Origin of the sequence: Streptomyces sp. NPDC051576 (assembly GCF_040681835.1) — a bacterium.
Lineage (GTDB): Bacteria > Actinomycetota > Actinomycetes > Streptomycetales > Streptomycetaceae > Streptomyces.
Map to the genome: position 1 here is coordinate 151,019 of NZ_JBFAZO010000004.1, position 15,506 is coordinate 166,524.

The window sequence follows — 15,506 nt, forward strand, 5'->3', positions numbered from 1 at the left end:
TTGACCATTACCCGGTAAACCCACCCGAGTTGCCACACATATCCGTTTGCCGCTTGTGTATTCCTTTGCTGATACATCGACTTGAGCGGGGAAGAACTTCACATCCCGTACGTGGTATTCACCGGGACACGCCCGGGACACGCCGGGCGATCAACTTGCGTGGAACCTCGCCGGTGCGTTCGTCGGGTTGCCCCCGGTCGGAAGAGCCTGCTTGGAGCAGGTGGAGAGGACCTTCACCATCGCGGCCTTCTCCGCCGAGGTGACCCACAGCCCGTACTTCTTCTTCACGGCGACCTGCGCGGCGACATAGGTGCACCGGTACGCCTTGTTGGACGGCACCCAGGTCGCCGTGTCGCCGTCCCCCTTGCTGCGGTTGGCGCTCGCGTCGACGGTGAGGAGGTTGAGGGGGTCGTTGGCGAGGGCTATGCGCTTGCTGGCATCCCAGTACTTGGCCCCCTTCTGCCAGGCGTCGGAGAGGGCGACAAGGTGGTCGATGTCGACGAGGCTGCGACCGCGGCGGTAGGTGACCTCCTTGCCCGAGTACGGGTCGGACTGGAGGACGCCGTACGACACCTTGCAGTCGCCGTCGGTGAACTTCACCTGCTTCAGGTCCCGTTTGAGGATGTCGTCCCTGGTGTCGCAACTGTTGGAGTCCGTGTCCGCCCAGGCGGTGCCGAACCGCTCGCGGGAGTAACCGGTCTTCGGCGCCCGGCCCTTCACCGTCAGGGACTCGGCGGCGGTCAGGGCCGCGCCCCCGCCGGAACCCGTGGTGGCCGGCGCCTCGGGCCCGGAGGTTCCCGTGGTGTCCTGCTTGCATCCGGCGACGGACAACATGACCAAAGCGGCGACTGCCGCCCCACCCCTCAGACGCATCACGTGCGCCCCTCCCCTTGCTCACCCGGCCCCCGCCCCTATGGGGGCGGACAGTGACCTGGTGCCCACGTTAGCGACGGAGATGCCACGACCATATGGGGCCTATAGGGCGCATGGCATGCAACCAGGGCGCATCCTCGCCGTCGGGCCGAGAGAGACACCTCCTCTCCACGCCCCCTCCTCCCCCCGGCTCCTCCCTCGGACTTCCCGGGCCCCCGGACTCCCCTGGACTCCCCCGGACTCCTCGTCAGACCTTCCCGATGCCCAGTGTCGACTCCGAGGGCAGCAGCCCGGAACCGAGTGCGGCGACCCAGAACTCGCCCAGCAGGTCGGCGAGTCGGTCGGTGCCGGCCTTGCCGAGCAACTGCCAGGGTGCGGCGGCCAGTTGGTCGGTGTGGCGCTCGACCTCCTGGCGCAGGTCTCGGCCCGCCCTCGTCGCCGTGCCGGTGTCGTCCATCAGCCCCCGGGCTACGAGGCGTCGGCGTGCCGCCGTCCACTCCTCCGGGCTCCAGCCCCGGCTCTCGAAGCGCTGGACGGAGGCGGCACCGATCGCGGCGAAGGAGACCAGGGATTCGACGGGGTCGAGGCCTGCGACGAGAAGGGCGGCGAGGTGGCCGTCGCCCCGGTGTTCGCGCAGGATCGTCGCCGCCTGCCACAACTGGAGGTGGGGCTCCGCGGGCCAGTCCAACTCGGCGTTGGCCGCGGCGAGGGGGCGGCCCGCGGTAGTGGCCGCCTCGGCGGCGCGGCGGGCGAGGGCGGCGGCCTCCGCCGGCTCGGGGCTGTCGACGCGGTCGCCGAATATCGCGCGGTAGGCCCGGTCCATTCCGCGCAGCCTCGCCTTCAGCACGGCGTCCGGGCTCGCGATGCTCCACGCCGGGTCGATGTGCTCGGCGACCATGCGGGGGCTGAAGCTGTAGAAGGCGGAGGTCACGCGCTCGGCACCGACCGGGCCCAACGGGGCGGCGCGCAGCGGGAAGTAGCTCGGCCAGCGCTCCTCGGTGCCGTATCCGAGTGCGGCGGCCTCCTCGAAGACCTCCGGCGCGTAATACAGCAGCGCGTGCAGGGGTTCCAGCAGGTGCCAGAGCTGGCGCACACGGCCCAGCTCCATCGCTTCCCCCACTGCCCCAGCCTCGCCAGCCTCCCCCGCTTCGATCGGCGTCTCGACTCCACGAACCTTTTCCGACATGAGCAGACTCCCGTTCGCATCCCGGCCGTCGCACAACTTGACACTGACAAGATTGCCCGACCGACTCCAACTTGTCAATGCCTAGATTCGGCGTAGGCTGCTGGGCATGAGTACGACCAAGTCCGCCAAGAGCCCCTACCACCACGGCGATCTGCGCCGCGCCGTCCTCACCGCCGCGCTCGACGTCATCGCCGCCGACGGTCCCTCCGCGCTGAGCCTGCGTGACCTCGCCCGCCGTGCCGGTGTCTCGCACGCGGCGCCGGCGCATCACTTCAAGGACCGCACCGGGCTGTTGACGGCGATCGCGGCGGAGGGATTCGGGCTGCTGGCGGGTGCGGTCGGGGAGGCGGAGGATCTGAAGGACGCGGGCGTGCGATATGTGCGCTTCGCACGCGAGCATCCGGCGCACTTCCAGGTGATGTTCGCCCCCGAGCTGCTGCGCGAGGGCGACCTCGAACTCACCACGGCCCGCGCCCTCGCCACCGACGCCCTGCGCCATGCCGTGTCCGCCGTACCGCCGGAAGGCCGCGGCCCGGACGCCCGCCTCGCCGGTGTCGCCGCGTGGTCCCTGGCCCACGGCTTCGCGACGCTGCTGCTCGGCCACAACCTGGACGGCGCGGTGGGTGAGCGGGATCCGGAGGAGGTGTTCCGGGGGCTGGCGTCGATGCTGTTCCGCGCGGCGGAGTGAGGAGGCTCAGGCGGGGTCGCGTACTGGCCGCTCCTGGAACTTACGGTGGCGGGACCGGGCGGCGGAACCGGGTCGCAAAGCCGGGTCGCAAAGCCGGGTCGCAGAACCTGACGGCAGAACCGGGCGGCAGAGCCGGGTCGCGGAACCGGGCGGCGGAACTGGGTCGCGGAACCGGTGGCAGAACCGGGTCGCGGAACCGGGCGGCAGAGCCAGGTCGCAGAACCGGGTCGCGGAACCGGGTCGCAGAACCGGGCGGCAGAACCGGGTCGCGGAACCGGGTCGCGGAACCGGGGTCGCGGAACCGGATCGCGGAACCCGGGTCGCGGAACCGGGCGGCAGAACCGGGCCGCAGAACCGGTACGTGGCGCCCGAGGCGCGCACCAGGCCCGTGACGACGGAACCGGGCAGCAGAGCCAGGTCGCAGAACCGAGCGGCAGAACCAGGTCGCAGAACCGGACGGCAAAGCCAGGTCGCAAAGCCAGGCGGCACAACCAGTACGTGACGCCCGAGGTGCGCGCCAGGCCCGTGACGACGGACCAGGCGCGCGACCTGGGTTTCCGCGACAGGGCCTACGACCCCAGGATCGACGCCAGGAACTCCCCGACCCATCCCAGCAACTCCCGCCCGACCAACGGCTTCCCGCCCACCTTCGCCGTCTTCGGGCGGGGTACCAGTACCTGGTGGGCGGCCGGCTTGATGACGGTGCCGGGGTAGAGGCGCTTGAGGCGGAGTTCCTGGGACTCGCGCAACTCCACCGGGGCGAAGCGGATGTTGGTGCCCTGGAGGACGATGTCGCCGACGCCGCAGGCGCGGGCGAGCATGCGCAGGCCCGCCACGAGCAGCAGGTTCTCCACCGGTTCGGGCAACTTGCCGTAGCGGTCGGTGAGTTCCTCGCGTACGGCCTTGATGTCCTCCTCCGTGTTGGCGGAGGCGATGGAGCGGTAGGCCGCCAGGCGCAGGCGCTCGCCGGGGGCGTAGTCGTGCGGGACGTGGGCGTCGACCGGGAGCTCGATCTTGACCTCCAGGGGCGGCTCCTCCTCGACACCGCCCTCCAGGGAGGCGCGGTAGTCGGCGACCGCCTCGCCGACCATGCGGACGTACAGGTCGAAGCCGACGCCCGCGATGTGGCCGGACTGCTCGCCGCCCAACAGGTTGCCCGCGCCCCGGATTTCGAGGTCCTTCATGGCCACGTACATGCCCGCGCCCATCTCCGTGTGCTGGGCGATGGTGGCCAGGCGCTCGTGGGCCGTCTCCGTGAGGGGCTTCTCCGGGGGGTAGAGGAAGTACGCGTAGCCGCGTTCGCGGCCTCGGCCCACCCGGCCGCGGAGCTGGTGGAGTTGGGAGAGGCCGAAGTTGTCGCCTCGTTCGACGATCAGCGTGTTCGCGTTGGAGATGTCGATGCCGGACTCGACGATCGTCGTCGACACCAGGACGTCGAACTTCTTCTCCCAGAAGTCGACGACCACCTGCTCCAGCGACTGCTCCGACATCTGGCCGTGGGCCGTGGCGATGCGCGCCTCCGGGACGATCTCGCGCAGCCGGGCCGCCGCGCGGTCGATCGACTCGACCCGGTTGTGGATGTAGAAGACCTGGCCCTCGCGCAGGAGTTCACGGCGGATCGCGGCGCCGATCTGCTTCTCCTCGTAGGGACCGACGAACGTCAGCACCGGGTGACGCTCCTCCGGGGGCGTCGTGATCGTGGACATCTCGCGGATGCCCGTCACCGCCATCTCCAGGGTTCGGGGGATCGGGGTGGCGGACATCGTCAGCACGTCGACGTTGGCGCGCAGCTTCTTCAGCTGCTCCTTGTGCTCGACGCCGAAGCGCTGCTCCTCGTCGACGATGACCAGACCGAGATCCTTGAACTTGGTCTCGGAGGAGAAGAGTCGGTGCGTACCGATGACGACGTCGACCGCGCCCTCCCGCAGGCCCTCCAGAGTCGCCTTCGCCTCGGTGTCGGTCTGGAAGCGCGACAATGCCCTTACGTTGACCGGGAATTGCGAGTACCGCTCGCTGAACGTCCCGAAGTGCTGCTGCACAAGGAGGGTGGTCGGGACCAGGACCGCGACCTGCTTGCCGTCCTGGACCGCCTTGAAGGCGGCCCGGACCGCGATCTCGGTCTTGCCGTAGCCGACGTCGCCGCAGACCAGCCGGTCCATCGGGACCGACTTCTCCATGTCGTCCTTGACCTCGGCGATGGTGGTCAGCTGGTCGGGCGTCTCCGCGTACGGGAAGGCGTCCTCCAGCTCGCGCTGCCAGGGCGTGTCCGGGCCGAAGGTGTGCCCCGGGGCCGCCATCCGGGCCGAGTACAGCTTGATGAGGTCGGCCGCGATCTCCTTGACGGCCTTCTTGGCGCGCGCCTTGGTCTTCGTCCAGTCGGCGCCGCCCAGCCGGTGCAGGGTGGGGGCCTCGCCGCCGACGTACTTGGTGATCTGCTCCAGTTGGTCGGTGGGGATGTACAGGCGGTCGCCGGGCTGGCCGCGCTTGGCGGGGGCGTACTCGACGACCAGGTACTCGCGGGTGGCGCCCTGCACCGTGCGCTGCACCATCTCGATGTAGCGGCCCACACCGTGCTGCTCGTGGACGATGTAGTCGCCCGCCTCCAGGGTGAGCGGGTCGATGGTCTTGCGGCGGCGGGCCGGCATCCGGGCGCCGTCCTTGCCGGCGGCCTTCTGCCCGGAGAGGTCGGTCTCCGTGAGGACGGCGAGCTTCAGCGCCGTGTCGACGAAGCCGTAGTCGATCGAGCCGGTCGCCACGTGCACCACGGAGGGGGCGATCTCGCCGAGGTCCGTCTCCAGGCGGGCCGCGACGCCCTCCGTGCCGAGGACCTCGACCGTGCGCGCGGCGGGGCCGTGGGCCTCGGTCACGAAGACCGTGCGCCAGCCGTCCGCGAGCCAGCCCTTGGTGTCCGCGAGGGCCTTCGCGGTGTCGCCGCGGTAGGTCTCCGGGGCGTGCATGCCCAGCTTGAGGGTGTCGGCGGACAGCTCCTCGTCCGCGGCGAACGGCGACACCGACCACCACATCATGTCCAGCTCGCGCGCCCGCTCCCGGACGTCGGCGATGGACCACAGGGAGGCCGCGTCGACGTCGATGGGCGCCTCGCCGCCGCCCGCGGTGGCCGCCCAGGAGGCCTGGAGGAACTCCTGGGACGTCGCTACGAGGTCGGCGGCACGCGTGCGTACCCGCTCGGGATCGCAGACGACGGCCATCGCGCCCTTGGGCAGGATGTCGAGCAGCAGCTCCATGTCGTCGACGAGGACGGGGGCGAGAGACTCCATGCCCTCGACCGCGATCCCCTCGGCGATCTTGCCCAGCAGCTCGCCCAGCTCGGGGTGCGCCTCGGCGAGGGCACGCGCACGCGTGCGGACGTCTTCCGTCAACAGGAGTTCACGGCAGGGGGGTGCCCACAGGCCGTGTTCGGCGACCTCCAGGGAGCGCTGGTCGGCGACCTTGAAGTAGCGGATCTCCTCGACGTCGTCGCCCCAGAACTCGACGCGCAGCGGGTGTTCCTCGGTGGGCGGGAACACGTCCAGGATGCCGCCGCGCACGGCGAACTCGCCGCGTCTCTCGACCAGCTCCACGCGCGCGTAGGCGGCGGCACCGAGGGCGTCCACCACCGCGTTCAGGTCGGCGGTCCTGCCGGTCTTCAGGGCGACCGGCTCCAGCTCTCCAAGTCCCTTGACCTGCGGTTGCAGCACCGACCGCACGGGCGCTACGACGACGGAGACCGGGCCCGTCTCCGGGTCGTCGGCGGTGGGGTGGGCCAGGCGGCGCAGCACGGCGAGGCGGCGGCCCACGGTGTCGCTGCGCGGGCTCAGGCGCTCGTGCGGAAGCGTCTCCCAGGAGGGGTACTCCACGACGCCGTCCGGCGGGAGCAGCGAGCGCAGGGCAGCGGCGAGGTCCTCCGCCTCGCGGCCGGTCGCGGTCACCGCGAGGACGGTACGGCCGGTCTCGCGGGCCAGCGCGGCGACGGCGAAGGGGCGGGTCGCCGGGGGCCCGACCAGGTCGACGTGCATGCGGTTGCCGTCTGTCGCCGCCTTGGTCGCTTCCGCGAGGGCGGGGTCCTTGACTACGGCGTCGAGCAGACCGTGCAGGCTCATGGAGGGGCGCTTCCATCCGGGGGTGGGCAACACGAAGGGCCCGACGCGGGTGGCGGCCGGGGGGTATCCAGCGTACGTCGGCGCGCTGCCGAACGCCGGGCCTGTGGACAACCCCCGCTTTCCCGGCGCCCTGTGCTGCAGAAAAACGCCCACCCGCCCGTTTACCGACACCGAAAGACCCCGGCGCCGAGAAGTCCCCCGTGACTTCTCGGCGCCGGGGCCGGTCCCCCGTAGGCGGTGGCTATTCGGTCGCGATCGCGTTCAGGACGTTCATCCGGCCCGCCCGGAACGCCGGGATCAGAGCCGCGAACAGTCCCACGAACGCGGACCCGATGAAGACCGCGATGATCGTGCCCCAGGGGATCTCCAGGACCTTCAGCCCCTCCAGCGCGAGGAGCTGCTGGGCCGTGGCGCCCCAGCCCATCCCCAGCCCCAGGCCGAGCAGCGCTCCGAAGAGGGCGATCACGACCGACTCCATGCGGATCATCCGGCGGAGCTGGCGGCGGGACATGCCGATCGCTCGCATGAGGCCGATCTCGCGGGTGCGTTCGACCACCGAGAGGGCCAGGGTGTTCACGACACCCAGGACCGCGACGATGATCGCGAGGGCGAGCAGGCCGTAGACCATGTTCAGGAGCTGGCCGATCTGGTCCTTCAGTTCCTGCTTGTAGTCGGTCTGGTCGCGCACCTGGTACTGCGGGTACGGGTCCATGGCCTTCTTCAGGGCCGCGTACGCCTGCTTCTCCTGGCCGTCCTTGGCCTTGGCGAACATGATCTCGTTCGGCGGGACCTTGTCGGCCGGGAGGTACTTCTGCATGGTCGCGATGCTGGTGTAGCGGGCGCCCTGGTCGATGGCGACGTCGTCGTCCGTGATGGCCGCGACCTTGAGCTTGGCCGTCGAGCCGCCCTTGAAGGCGACGGAGATGGTGTCGCCGACGTGGACGCCGTGCTTCTTGGCGTACTTGGAGCCGACCGACATCGCGTTGGTGCCGTAGGCGGCGGACAGGTCGCCGGCCGTGGTGGCGCGGCGCAGGTCCTGGGCGTAGGACGGGTCGGCGGCAGTGAGGCCGTCGGTGTCCTGCTGGCCGTCGGGCGAGGTGAGCGTGGCGTCGATGTCCTTGTAGCGGGTGACGTGGACGAGGTCCGGCGACTGTTCCATCGCCTTCTCCGCCTGCGGCACGATCCGCTGGTTGCCCTGGACGATGAAGTCGGCGCCCACGGACTTGTCGAGTTCGCTGGTCGCCGAGGCGACCATCGAGGAGCCGACCACCGAGAGGCAGGCGACCAGTGCGAGGCCGATCATCAGGGCCGCACCCGTGGCACCCGTACGACGGGGGTTGCGGAGCGCGTTGCGTTCGGCCAGGCGTCCCACCGGTCCGAAGGCCCGCAGGAGTACGACGCTGATCACCCGGACCACGCCGTTGGCGAGCAGCGGGCCGATGATGACGAAGCCGATCAGGGAGAGCACGACACCTGCGCCGAGGACCAGCGAACCGTCCGTCGCCTTCTTGGCGGAGGCCGCCGCGAACAGGGCGGCGATGCCGGCGCTCGTCAGGACGAGACCGATCAGGCCGCGCACCCAGCCGGCCCTGCCGTCGGCCGGGGTACCGGCGTCGCGCAGCGCGGCCATCGGGGAGACCTTGCCGGCCCGGCGGGCCGGGAGGTAGGCGGCGAGGACGGTGACGATCACGCCGAGGAGCAGGCCGAGCACCGGAGTGGTCCACTTCACGGTCAGGTCCCGTGTCGACAGGTCCATGCCCGCCGCGCTCATCAGCTTCATCAGGCCTACGGCGATCCCGACACCGGCGCCGACACCGAGGACGGATCCGACGATCCCGAGCAGGGTCGCCTCGACCAGCACCGAACCGTTGACCTGCCTGCGGGAGGAGCCGATCGCCCGCATCAGGCCGATCTCGCGGGTCCGCTGGGCGACCAGCATCGAGAAGGTGTTGATGATCAGGAAGATGCCCACCAGGAACGCGATCCCGGCGAAGCCGAGCATGGCGTACTTGATGACGTTCATGAACTGGCCGACGCCCTGACGGTTCTCGTCGGCGTTCTCCTTGGCCGTCTGGATCTTGTACGACCCCGACGCGGCGAGGGTCTGGGCCACGTTCTGCTTGAGCTGGGTGTCGGAGACGCCGGCCTCGGCGGTGACGCCGAGCTGGGTGAACCGGCCGGTGGCGCCGAGGAGTTCGCGCTGGGCGGTGGCGGTGTCGAAGTAGACGACGGCCGCACCGGGGTTGGTCACCTTGAAGGTGGCGATGCCGACGATCTTCGCGGTGAAGTCACCGGTCTGCGAGATGGTGCGCAGCGAGTCGCCCATCTTCAGGTGGTGCTTGTCGGCGGTGTCGGCGTCGACCATCGTCTCGGTCGGGCCGCGCGGGGCGTGTCCGGAGGTGATCTCCATCGAACGCAGGTCGTTCTTCGTCCAGTTGCCCGCGATGGTGGGCGCGCCGGTCGACGAGCCCATGTTCTTGTTGGCGCTGTTGACGACCGTCACGTTCATCGAACTGACGCCGCCCTCGACGGACTTGACGCCCTGGGCCTTCTTCGCCTGCGCCAGCACGGAGGCCGGCAGCGACTCGGGCAGTCCGTTCTGCGGGGTGCTGCCGTCGCTCTTGGCCGCCTTCGGCATCACCGTCACGTCGGAGGCGGTGGCCGCGAAGAGCTTGTCGAAGGTCGTGTTCATCGTGTCGGTGAACACCAGCGTCCCGCACACGAACGCCACCGACAGCAGCACGGCTATCGCCGAGAGCGCCATCCGCCCTTTGTGCGCGAAGAAGTTACGCCTCGATGTCTTGAGGACGGTCATGACGTACGCCCCCGCGCGTCGAAGTCCTTCATACGGTCGAGGACGGTGTCGGCGGTCGGCTTGAACATCTCGTCGACGATCCGGCCGTCCGCGAGGTACAGCACACGGTCCGCGTACGAGGCGGCCACCGGGTCGTGGGTGACCATCACGATGGTCTGGCCCAGCTCGTCCACGGAGCGCCGCAGGAAGCCCAACACCTCGGCGCCCGCACGGGAGTCGAGGTTTCCGGTCGGCTCGTCGCCGAAGATGATCTCGGGGCGGGCCGCCAACGCCCGTGCCACGGCGACGCGTTGCTGCTGACCGCCGGAGAGCTGGCCCGGCCGGTGCTTGAGCCGGCTGGACAGCCCGACCGTCTCCACGACCTGCGCCAGCCAGCCCTTGTCGGGCTTGCGGCCGGCTATGTCCATGGGGAGGGTGATGTTCTCCAGCGCGTTCAGCGTCGGCAGCAGGTTGTACGCCTGGAAGATGAAGCCGATCCGGTCCCGGCGCAGTTGGGTGAGCTTCTTGTCCTTGAGGCCGGTGATCTCGGTCTCGTCGAGGTAGATCTGCCCGGAGGTCACGGTGTCGAGCCCGGCGAGGCAGTGCATGAGGGTGGACTTGCCGGACCCCGAGGGGCCCATGATCGCGGTGAACTGGCCGCGGGCGATGTCCACGTCGACATGGTCGAGGGCGACGACGCGGGTTTCCCCGGCCCCGTAGGCCTTGACGACCTGCCGCGCTCGCGCGGCAACGGCCGTACGCCCTCCAGCGCCCCCGTGCCTGGGAATGGTCACAGCCGATGTCACGGTATGTCTCCTAAGTCGCTCAGCGGGTGAAACGTAGGAAGTTCTTACGTCGACGAGTCTGGTGGCGGGAGGGGGTCCTGCGCGCTGGTGCTCAGCGCAGTCTTTTCCTGGGGAAAACCCCACCCCCGCCGGTTCGGTATGCCGCCCCCCAGCGGCATAAAGCCAGGTTAAGGACGCCCCGCGCCCATCTCGTCCTCCGGCAGCACGAGCCGAACCCGGGCCGTAGTGGGGAGGCACCCCTAAGGGATGTCCACCTCCGGGTGGAGCTGATCTCGGGGTCCGGTCCACCCTGCCGCCATGTGCGGGTCAAGTGGGAGAGTGTCGTACGGCAGATAGATGCAGGGGGAAGTAGATGCAGGGGGGAAGGAATCCGCGTGAGCGACACGGAACCCGCGATACGTGAGGCCGCGCAGCGCCCCGCACCCGACCGGCGCGGTGCCGTCGTGGCCGCCCTGATGCTCGCGATGGCGCTGGCCGCCCTCGACGCCACCATCGTGTCGACCGCCGTACCGCAGATCGTCGGTGACCTCGGCGGCTTCTCCGTCTTCTCCTGGCTGTTCTCCGGCTATCTGCTCGCGGTGACGGTCACCCTGCCCGTCTACGGCAAGCTCTCCGACACCTTCGGCCGCAAGCCGGTGCTGATCACGGGCGCGGCGGTGTTCCTCGCCGGTTCGCTGCTGTGCGCGGTGGCCTGGAACATGGGCGCGCTGATCGCGTTCCGGGTCGTGCAGGGGCTGGGCGGCGGGGCGTTGCAGGGCACGGTGCAGACGCTGGCCGCCGACCTGTATCCGCTGAAGGAGCGGCCGAAGATCCAGTCCAAGCTGTCCACGGTGTGGGCGGTGTCGGCGGTCGCGGGCCCGGGGATCGGCGGACTGCTCGCCGCGTACGCGGGCTGGCGGTGGATCTTCCTGGTCAACCTGCCGGTCGGGGCGGTGGCGTTGTGGCTGATCGTCCGCCACCTGCACGAACCGGAGCGGACCCGCGCCTCCCGCCCCCGCGTCGACTGGGCGGGCGCGCTGGCCGTGTTCGCCTGCGGGGGCGTGCTGATCACCGCGCTGGTGCAGGGCGGGGTGGCGTGGGACTGGCTGTCGGTACCCTCAATCGCCTTGTTCGGCACGGGACTTGCGCTGGCCGGGGTGGTCGTGGCGATCGAACGCCGGGCGGCGGAGCCGATCATCCCGGGGTGGGTGTGGCGGCGCCGTACGATCGCGGCCGTCAATCTGGCGCTCGGTGCACTGGGGTTGCTGATGGTGGCGCCGAGCGTGTTCCTGCCGACGTACGCGCAGTCGGTGCTGGGCCTGGCACCGGTGGCGGCCGGATTCGTGCTCTCCGTATGGACGTTGACCTGGCCGGTGGCGGCCGCGCTGAGCCAGCATGTGTACCGGCGGATCGGTTTCCGCAACACGGCGATGCTCGGGATCGGGACGGCGACGCTGATCCTGTTCGCGTTCCCGTTCCTGCCGTATCCGGGGTCGGCCTGGCAGCCGACGGCGCTGATGCTGCTGCTCGGCGCGGCCCTCGGACTCTTCCAACTCCCGCTGATCGTCGGGGTGCAGTCGACGGTCGAATGGGAGGAGCGGGGTGTGACGACCGCGTCCGTCCTGTTCTGCCGGCAGACCGGCCAGACGATCGGCGCGTCCGTCTTCGGCGCGGTCGCCAACGGCGTCCTCGCGTCCCGGCTGGGCGGCGCGAGCGACCTGGACTCGGTGACACGCGGCCTGGACGCGGGAGCCGTGCCCGAGACCACCCGGCGAGCCATCGCCGACGCGGTGCACGCCGTGTACATCGGCGCGGGCTGTGCGGCGGCCGTGGCCTTCCTGGTGCTGCTGTTCCTGGCACCGCGCAGGTTCCCGGTCCTCAAGGAGCAGTGACCGTAGGGCGCTTACGACACTGTCGCGGCCGGCGGGCTCCAACGGCGGGTGCGGGGCACCGTGTTGGGGACGCCGTACTCCTTCCTGAGCTGTTCGGGGATGGCGTAGTGCATGACGCGTCCGCGGGTGAGGGAGGACAGTTCCAGGACGGTGGTGAGGTGGCCGAGGCGGTCCAACGCCCAGGCGCCGAGCGGGGAGTTGTCCTCGATGGTCTCCAGGACGCCGAGGAGGTGCGGGGCGGCCTTGACGAGGGTGTCCCAGGGGGTGCGCGGGACCTGGAGCCAGTCGGCGCAGGTGTCGCCGACGAGGAAGCGGATCAGCGCGGAGACGACCGGGTCGAAGAAGGTGCCGGGGACGACCTCCTCGTAGAGGTCGATGAGTTGGCGGGTCAGCTGCGCGCCCTCCTCGGACGGACCCATGTGCCGGATCATGTAGAGGTCGAGGAACTGGCGTGCCTCGTCGAGGGACTTGGGTACGGCGTCCTGGTCGACGCCGAGCATGGCTCCGACCACGCGCCAGGCGTAGTAGTAGGCCTCCGCGCCCTCCGTCGACATATGGATGCCGAGGCGGTGCAGGCTGTCCAGCACGAGCAGGGAGAAGAACATCTGCCCGCCGATCATGTCCTCCTGACAGATCGGCGTTCCCGACTCGCCGGTGTCCCAACGGTTTTCGCGGACGAGGTGGTGACGGATGGAGGCGTGCAGCAGCCGGACCTTCTGGGCGGCGGGGATGAAGCGGCTGCCCGCCTCGAACGCGTCGGGCCGCATGAGCAGGACGGTGAACTGGCCGGTCTCCGCCATCCGTTTGGACGGGTACTTCAGCCCGTGGGTGGCCGACAGGAGCTTCGCCACGGTCGGGACGACGTAACAGGCGGGCATGGAGGCGAAGGACAGGGCGGTCGAGATGTGCACGTTGTTGTCGATGAAGAACAGCCGGGCCTTCTCCATCTCACCCCAGTCGACCCAACTCGGCGGCGCGCTGGTCGCGTTGAGGTACTCCCTCGCCACTTCCGGCAGCCCGTCCGGCAGCGGGGCGCCCGCGACGGACACGTACCGCATGAGCGTGTTGAACTTGCCCACCTCGCCGCGCTCGAACAGGGCGGCGACGGTGGCGTCGGCGAGTTCGTCACCGGCCTCGCGCAGGCCGGCCATGGATGTCTCGGTGTAGGTCACAGGGGACTCCTTGTCGCGCACGGGGATCAGGACAGTCGGACCGATGCCGAATACGCCAGGGCGCTGAGGGCGGCCTCCGCGGGTGCCGGGGCGTTCAGCTCCTGGAGGGCGTCGAGCGCCTCCTCGACCCGGGCGGTGATCATGGCCTCGACGCGGTCGGGCGCCTTCAGCCGGAGCATCAGCTCGCGCACCGCGCGCAGCCCCTCCCCGTCCGGGTCGGGTCGGCCCAACAGGGCGCGGAGCCGGTCCCGTTGCTCGGCTCCGGCGCTGCGCCAGGTCTCCGCCAGCAGGGCCGTGGGACGGTGGCCGCGTACGTCGTCGGCGTTGGCCTTGCCGGTGTGCTCCGGCTGTCCGAACAGGCCGAGGAGGTCGTCCCGCAACTGGAACGCCTCGCCGAGCGGCAGCCCGTACGCGGAGTAGCCCTCCCGCAGCCGTCCGCCCGCGCCGGCCAGTGCGCCACCGATCAACAGGGGTTGTTCGACCGTGTACTTGGCGGTCTTGTACCGGATCACCTTCAGGGACGCGGCGGTGTCCGGCTCGGCTCCGGTGCGCAGGATCTCCAGGCACTCCCCCGCGATCAGTTCCCGGGCCAGCACCGACCACAGCGGGCGGGCGCGGGCGAGATACGCGGCGGGCAGACCGCTGGTGGTGAACAGCTGCCCGGCCATTCCCATGAGCAGGTCCCCCACCAGCATCGCCAGCGATCTGGCGGCGGCCACCGCGCGCGGGCGACGGCGTACGGCGGCGCGCAGCGCGATGTGCGCGGTGGGACGGCCGTGCCGTAGCGGACTGTCGTCGATGAGGTCGTCGTGCACGACGGCGGCGGCGTGCACCAGCTCCATCGAGGCCGCCGCCCTCACCAGCGCGTCGCTGTCGGGCTGCCCCGCCGCGCGCCAGCCCCAGTAACAGAACGCCGCCCGCAGCCGTTTGCCGTCCGCGACCGCGTTCTCCAGCTCCCCGGCGACCGGGCTCAGGGCCGGGTCGATCTCCGCGAACCGCTCGGCCTCCTCGGCCACGAACCGGCGCAGTACCCGGTCGACGCGGTCCTTGAAGGCGGCCGGCTCCCACCGCTCAGACGTCATCGACGGCCCGTCGGGCGAGAGCGTGCCGGGCGAGTGTCTCCAGATGGGCCGGCGGCGGGGACTGGTACCGGTCCAGCAACAGGCGTCCGCGCGCGGCCAGTTCGTGCTCGGCGTCCGCCGCCAGCTCCGCCGCGTCCGAGCGGCGTAGCAGTCCCCGTACCGTCCCCAGCGCCGAACTCGCCGTGCTCACCGCCAGTTCGGCCAGCCCGGCCACCAGCAGGACCGCCCGCTCGTCCAGACCTTCAGGTCGTTTTGCCGCTCGCGTCATTCCGCTCCCGTCCCCAGCCGATCACCCGCCGTTCTGTCAGGATCGCGACACATCGGGCACGCGGGAGCGGAAACTCACGATCGAGTGATCACCTCGCTCGACCGTGCGGACGGCGTTCCTGGTGAAAACCGCCCACATACCCCAACCGGCGAGTAACGTGCGTCGCCCGCACCGCCCAACTCCCTGCGGTCCGCCGCCACGGACCCGAGCCACGCAAGGAGCACGGGATGTCCTACGACCCGTACCCTCCGCATGATTCGTACGCCCCGCACGACCCGTCCCCGCCCCGTCTCACCTACCCCTGGCAGCCGCCCCCGCCGCCGCCCGAACGCCGCCGCACACCACGCCGTCCCGCCCTCGGCAACCACCGCGATCTGCGCGTCCTGCGCGGCGCCTACCGCCGTCAGCGGCGCGTGGCGAGCCTCACCGCGCTCGGCTACTTCAGCCTCTTCCTCGCGCTCTCCGCGTTCGCGCCGTCGCTGATGTCGAGCACGGCCGCCGGCGGTGTGCCCACCGGGCTGCTGCTCGCGCTGGTCCAACTGCCCGTCACCTGGCTGGCGATAGCGCTCTACGAGCACACGGCCCGGCGGCGCGTGGACCCCCTCGCGGACCGCATCCGCAAGCAGGCGGAGCTGGACGCCCGGCGGGAGGCGGCGCGTTGAACGA

General features: G+C 70.5%; 11 protein-coding genes. 3 read left to right on the forward strand and 8 right to left on the reverse strand.

Annotated elements, in window-relative coordinates:
• Window positions 1-150: 150 nt before the first annotated feature.
• Together AB0M63_RS14325 and AB0M63_RS14330 are read right to left on the reverse strand one after the other, a co-directional pair.
• Entirely contained in the window at window positions 151-873 is a 723-nt protein-coding gene (locus AB0M63_RS14325; RefSeq protein WP_355908677.1) for an HNH endonuclease family protein, read from the reverse strand.
• Window positions 874-1,120: 247 nt separating this feature from the next.
• Window positions 1,121-1,981 (reverse strand): hypothetical protein, encoded by an 861-nt coding sequence (locus tag AB0M63_RS14330; RefSeq protein WP_366019928.1) that lies wholly within the window; start codon window positions 1,979-1,981, stop codon window positions 1,121-1,123.
• Between the two features lie 184 nt (window positions 1,982-2,165).
• On the opposite strand from AB0M63_RS14330, the gene AB0M63_RS14335 reads away from it, so the two are divergent.
• Window positions 2,166-2,747 (forward strand): TetR/AcrR family transcriptional regulator, encoded by a 582-nt coding sequence (locus tag AB0M63_RS14335; RefSeq protein WP_366019572.1) that lies wholly within the window; start codon window positions 2,166-2,168, stop codon window positions 2,745-2,747.
• Window positions 2,748-3,316: 569 nt separating this feature from the next.
• Here AB0M63_RS14335 and mfd read toward each other — a convergent pair.
• The 3 genes from mfd to AB0M63_RS14350 form a co-directional block, all read right to left on the reverse strand.
• Entirely contained in the window at window positions 3,317-6,847 is a 3,531-nt protein-coding gene (gene mfd / locus AB0M63_RS14340) for a transcription-repair coupling factor (protein ID WP_355908336.1), read from the reverse strand.
• Window positions 6,848-7,088: 241 nt separating this feature from the next.
• On the reverse strand, window positions 7,089-9,662 hold the full coding sequence (locus AB0M63_RS14345) for an FtsX-like permease family protein (RefSeq protein WP_366019573.1): 2,574 nt from the start codon (window positions 9,660-9,662) through the stop codon (window positions 7,089-7,091).
• Window positions 9,659-10,447, reverse strand: coding sequence for an ABC transporter ATP-binding protein (locus AB0M63_RS14350; protein ID WP_355908331.1), 789 nt, complete (start codon window positions 10,445-10,447; stop codon window positions 9,659-9,661). The genes AB0M63_RS14345 and AB0M63_RS14350 overlap by 4 nt, the downstream gene beginning before the upstream one ends.
• Before the next feature lie 374 nt (window positions 10,448-10,821).
• On the opposite strand from AB0M63_RS14350, the gene AB0M63_RS14355 reads away from it, so the two are divergent.
• Window positions 10,822-12,318: an MFS transporter gene (locus AB0M63_RS14355; RefSeq protein WP_366019574.1), complete on the forward strand. Its 1,497-nt coding sequence runs from the start codon at window positions 10,822-10,824 to the stop codon at window positions 12,316-12,318.
• 11 nt (window positions 12,319-12,329) lie between these two features.
• Here the strand turns inward: AB0M63_RS14355 and AB0M63_RS14360 are convergent, their stop codons facing one another.
• From AB0M63_RS14360 to AB0M63_RS14370, 3 genes are read right to left on the reverse strand one after another with little or no spacing between them, the layout of a single operon-like run.
• Window positions 12,330-13,490 (reverse strand): oxygenase MpaB family protein, encoded by a 1,161-nt coding sequence (locus AB0M63_RS14360; protein ID WP_366019575.1) that lies wholly within the window; start codon window positions 13,488-13,490, stop codon window positions 12,330-12,332.
• A 26-nt stretch (window positions 13,491-13,516) separates the two neighbouring features.
• Window positions 13,517-14,572 carry a polyprenyl synthetase family protein gene (locus AB0M63_RS14365; protein ID WP_366019576.1) on the reverse strand — a complete coding sequence of 352 codons (1,056 nt, stop codon included), beginning with the start codon at window positions 14,570-14,572 and terminating at the stop codon, window positions 13,517-13,519.
• Window positions 14,562-14,840 (reverse strand): polyprenyl synthetase, encoded by a 279-nt coding sequence (locus AB0M63_RS14370; protein WP_366019577.1) that lies wholly within the window; start codon window positions 14,838-14,840, stop codon window positions 14,562-14,564. The genes AB0M63_RS14365 and AB0M63_RS14370 overlap by 11 nt, the downstream gene beginning before the upstream one ends.
• A gap of 227 nt (window positions 14,841-15,067) precedes the next feature.
• On the opposite strand from AB0M63_RS14370, the gene AB0M63_RS14375 reads away from it, so the two are divergent.
• Window positions 15,068-15,502, forward strand: a complete 435-nt coding sequence (locus tag AB0M63_RS14375; RefSeq protein ID WP_355908321.1) for a DUF485 domain-containing protein — start codon at window positions 15,068-15,070, stop codon at window positions 15,500-15,502.
• The last annotated feature ends 4 nt before the right edge of the window (window positions 15,503-15,506 follow it).

Excerpts from the sequence above, each read along its gene's own strand:
- AB0M63_RS14375 (WP_355908321.1), top strand. The coding sequence starts at position 15,068 with ATGTCCTACGACCCGTACCCTCCGCATGATTCGTACGCCCCGCACGAC.
- AB0M63_RS14325 (WP_355908677.1), bottom strand. The coding sequence starts at position 873 with ATGCGTCTGAGGGGTGGGGCGGCAGTCGCCGCTTTGGTCATGTTGTCC.
- AB0M63_RS14335 (WP_366019572.1), top strand. The coding sequence starts at position 2,166 with ATGAGTACGACCAAGTCCGCCAAGAGCCCCTACCACCACGGCGATCTG.
- AB0M63_RS14365 (WP_366019576.1), bottom strand. The coding sequence starts at position 14,572 with ATGACGTCTGAGCGGTGGGAGCCGGCCGCCTTCAAGGACCGCGTCGAC.
- AB0M63_RS14330 (WP_366019928.1), bottom strand. The coding sequence starts at position 1,981 with ATGGAGCTGGGCCGTGTGCGCCAGCTCTGGCACCTGCTGGAACCCCTG.
- mfd (WP_355908336.1), bottom strand. The coding sequence starts at position 6,847 with ATGAGCCTGCACGGTCTGCTCGACGCCGTAGTCAAGGACCCCGCCCTC.
- AB0M63_RS14345 (WP_366019573.1), bottom strand. The coding sequence starts at position 9,662 with ATGACCGTCCTCAAGACATCGAGGCGTAACTTCTTCGCGCACAAAGGG.
- AB0M63_RS14370 (WP_366019577.1), bottom strand. The coding sequence starts at position 14,840 with ATGACGCGAGCGGCAAAACGACCTGAAGGTCTGGACGAGCGGGCGGTC.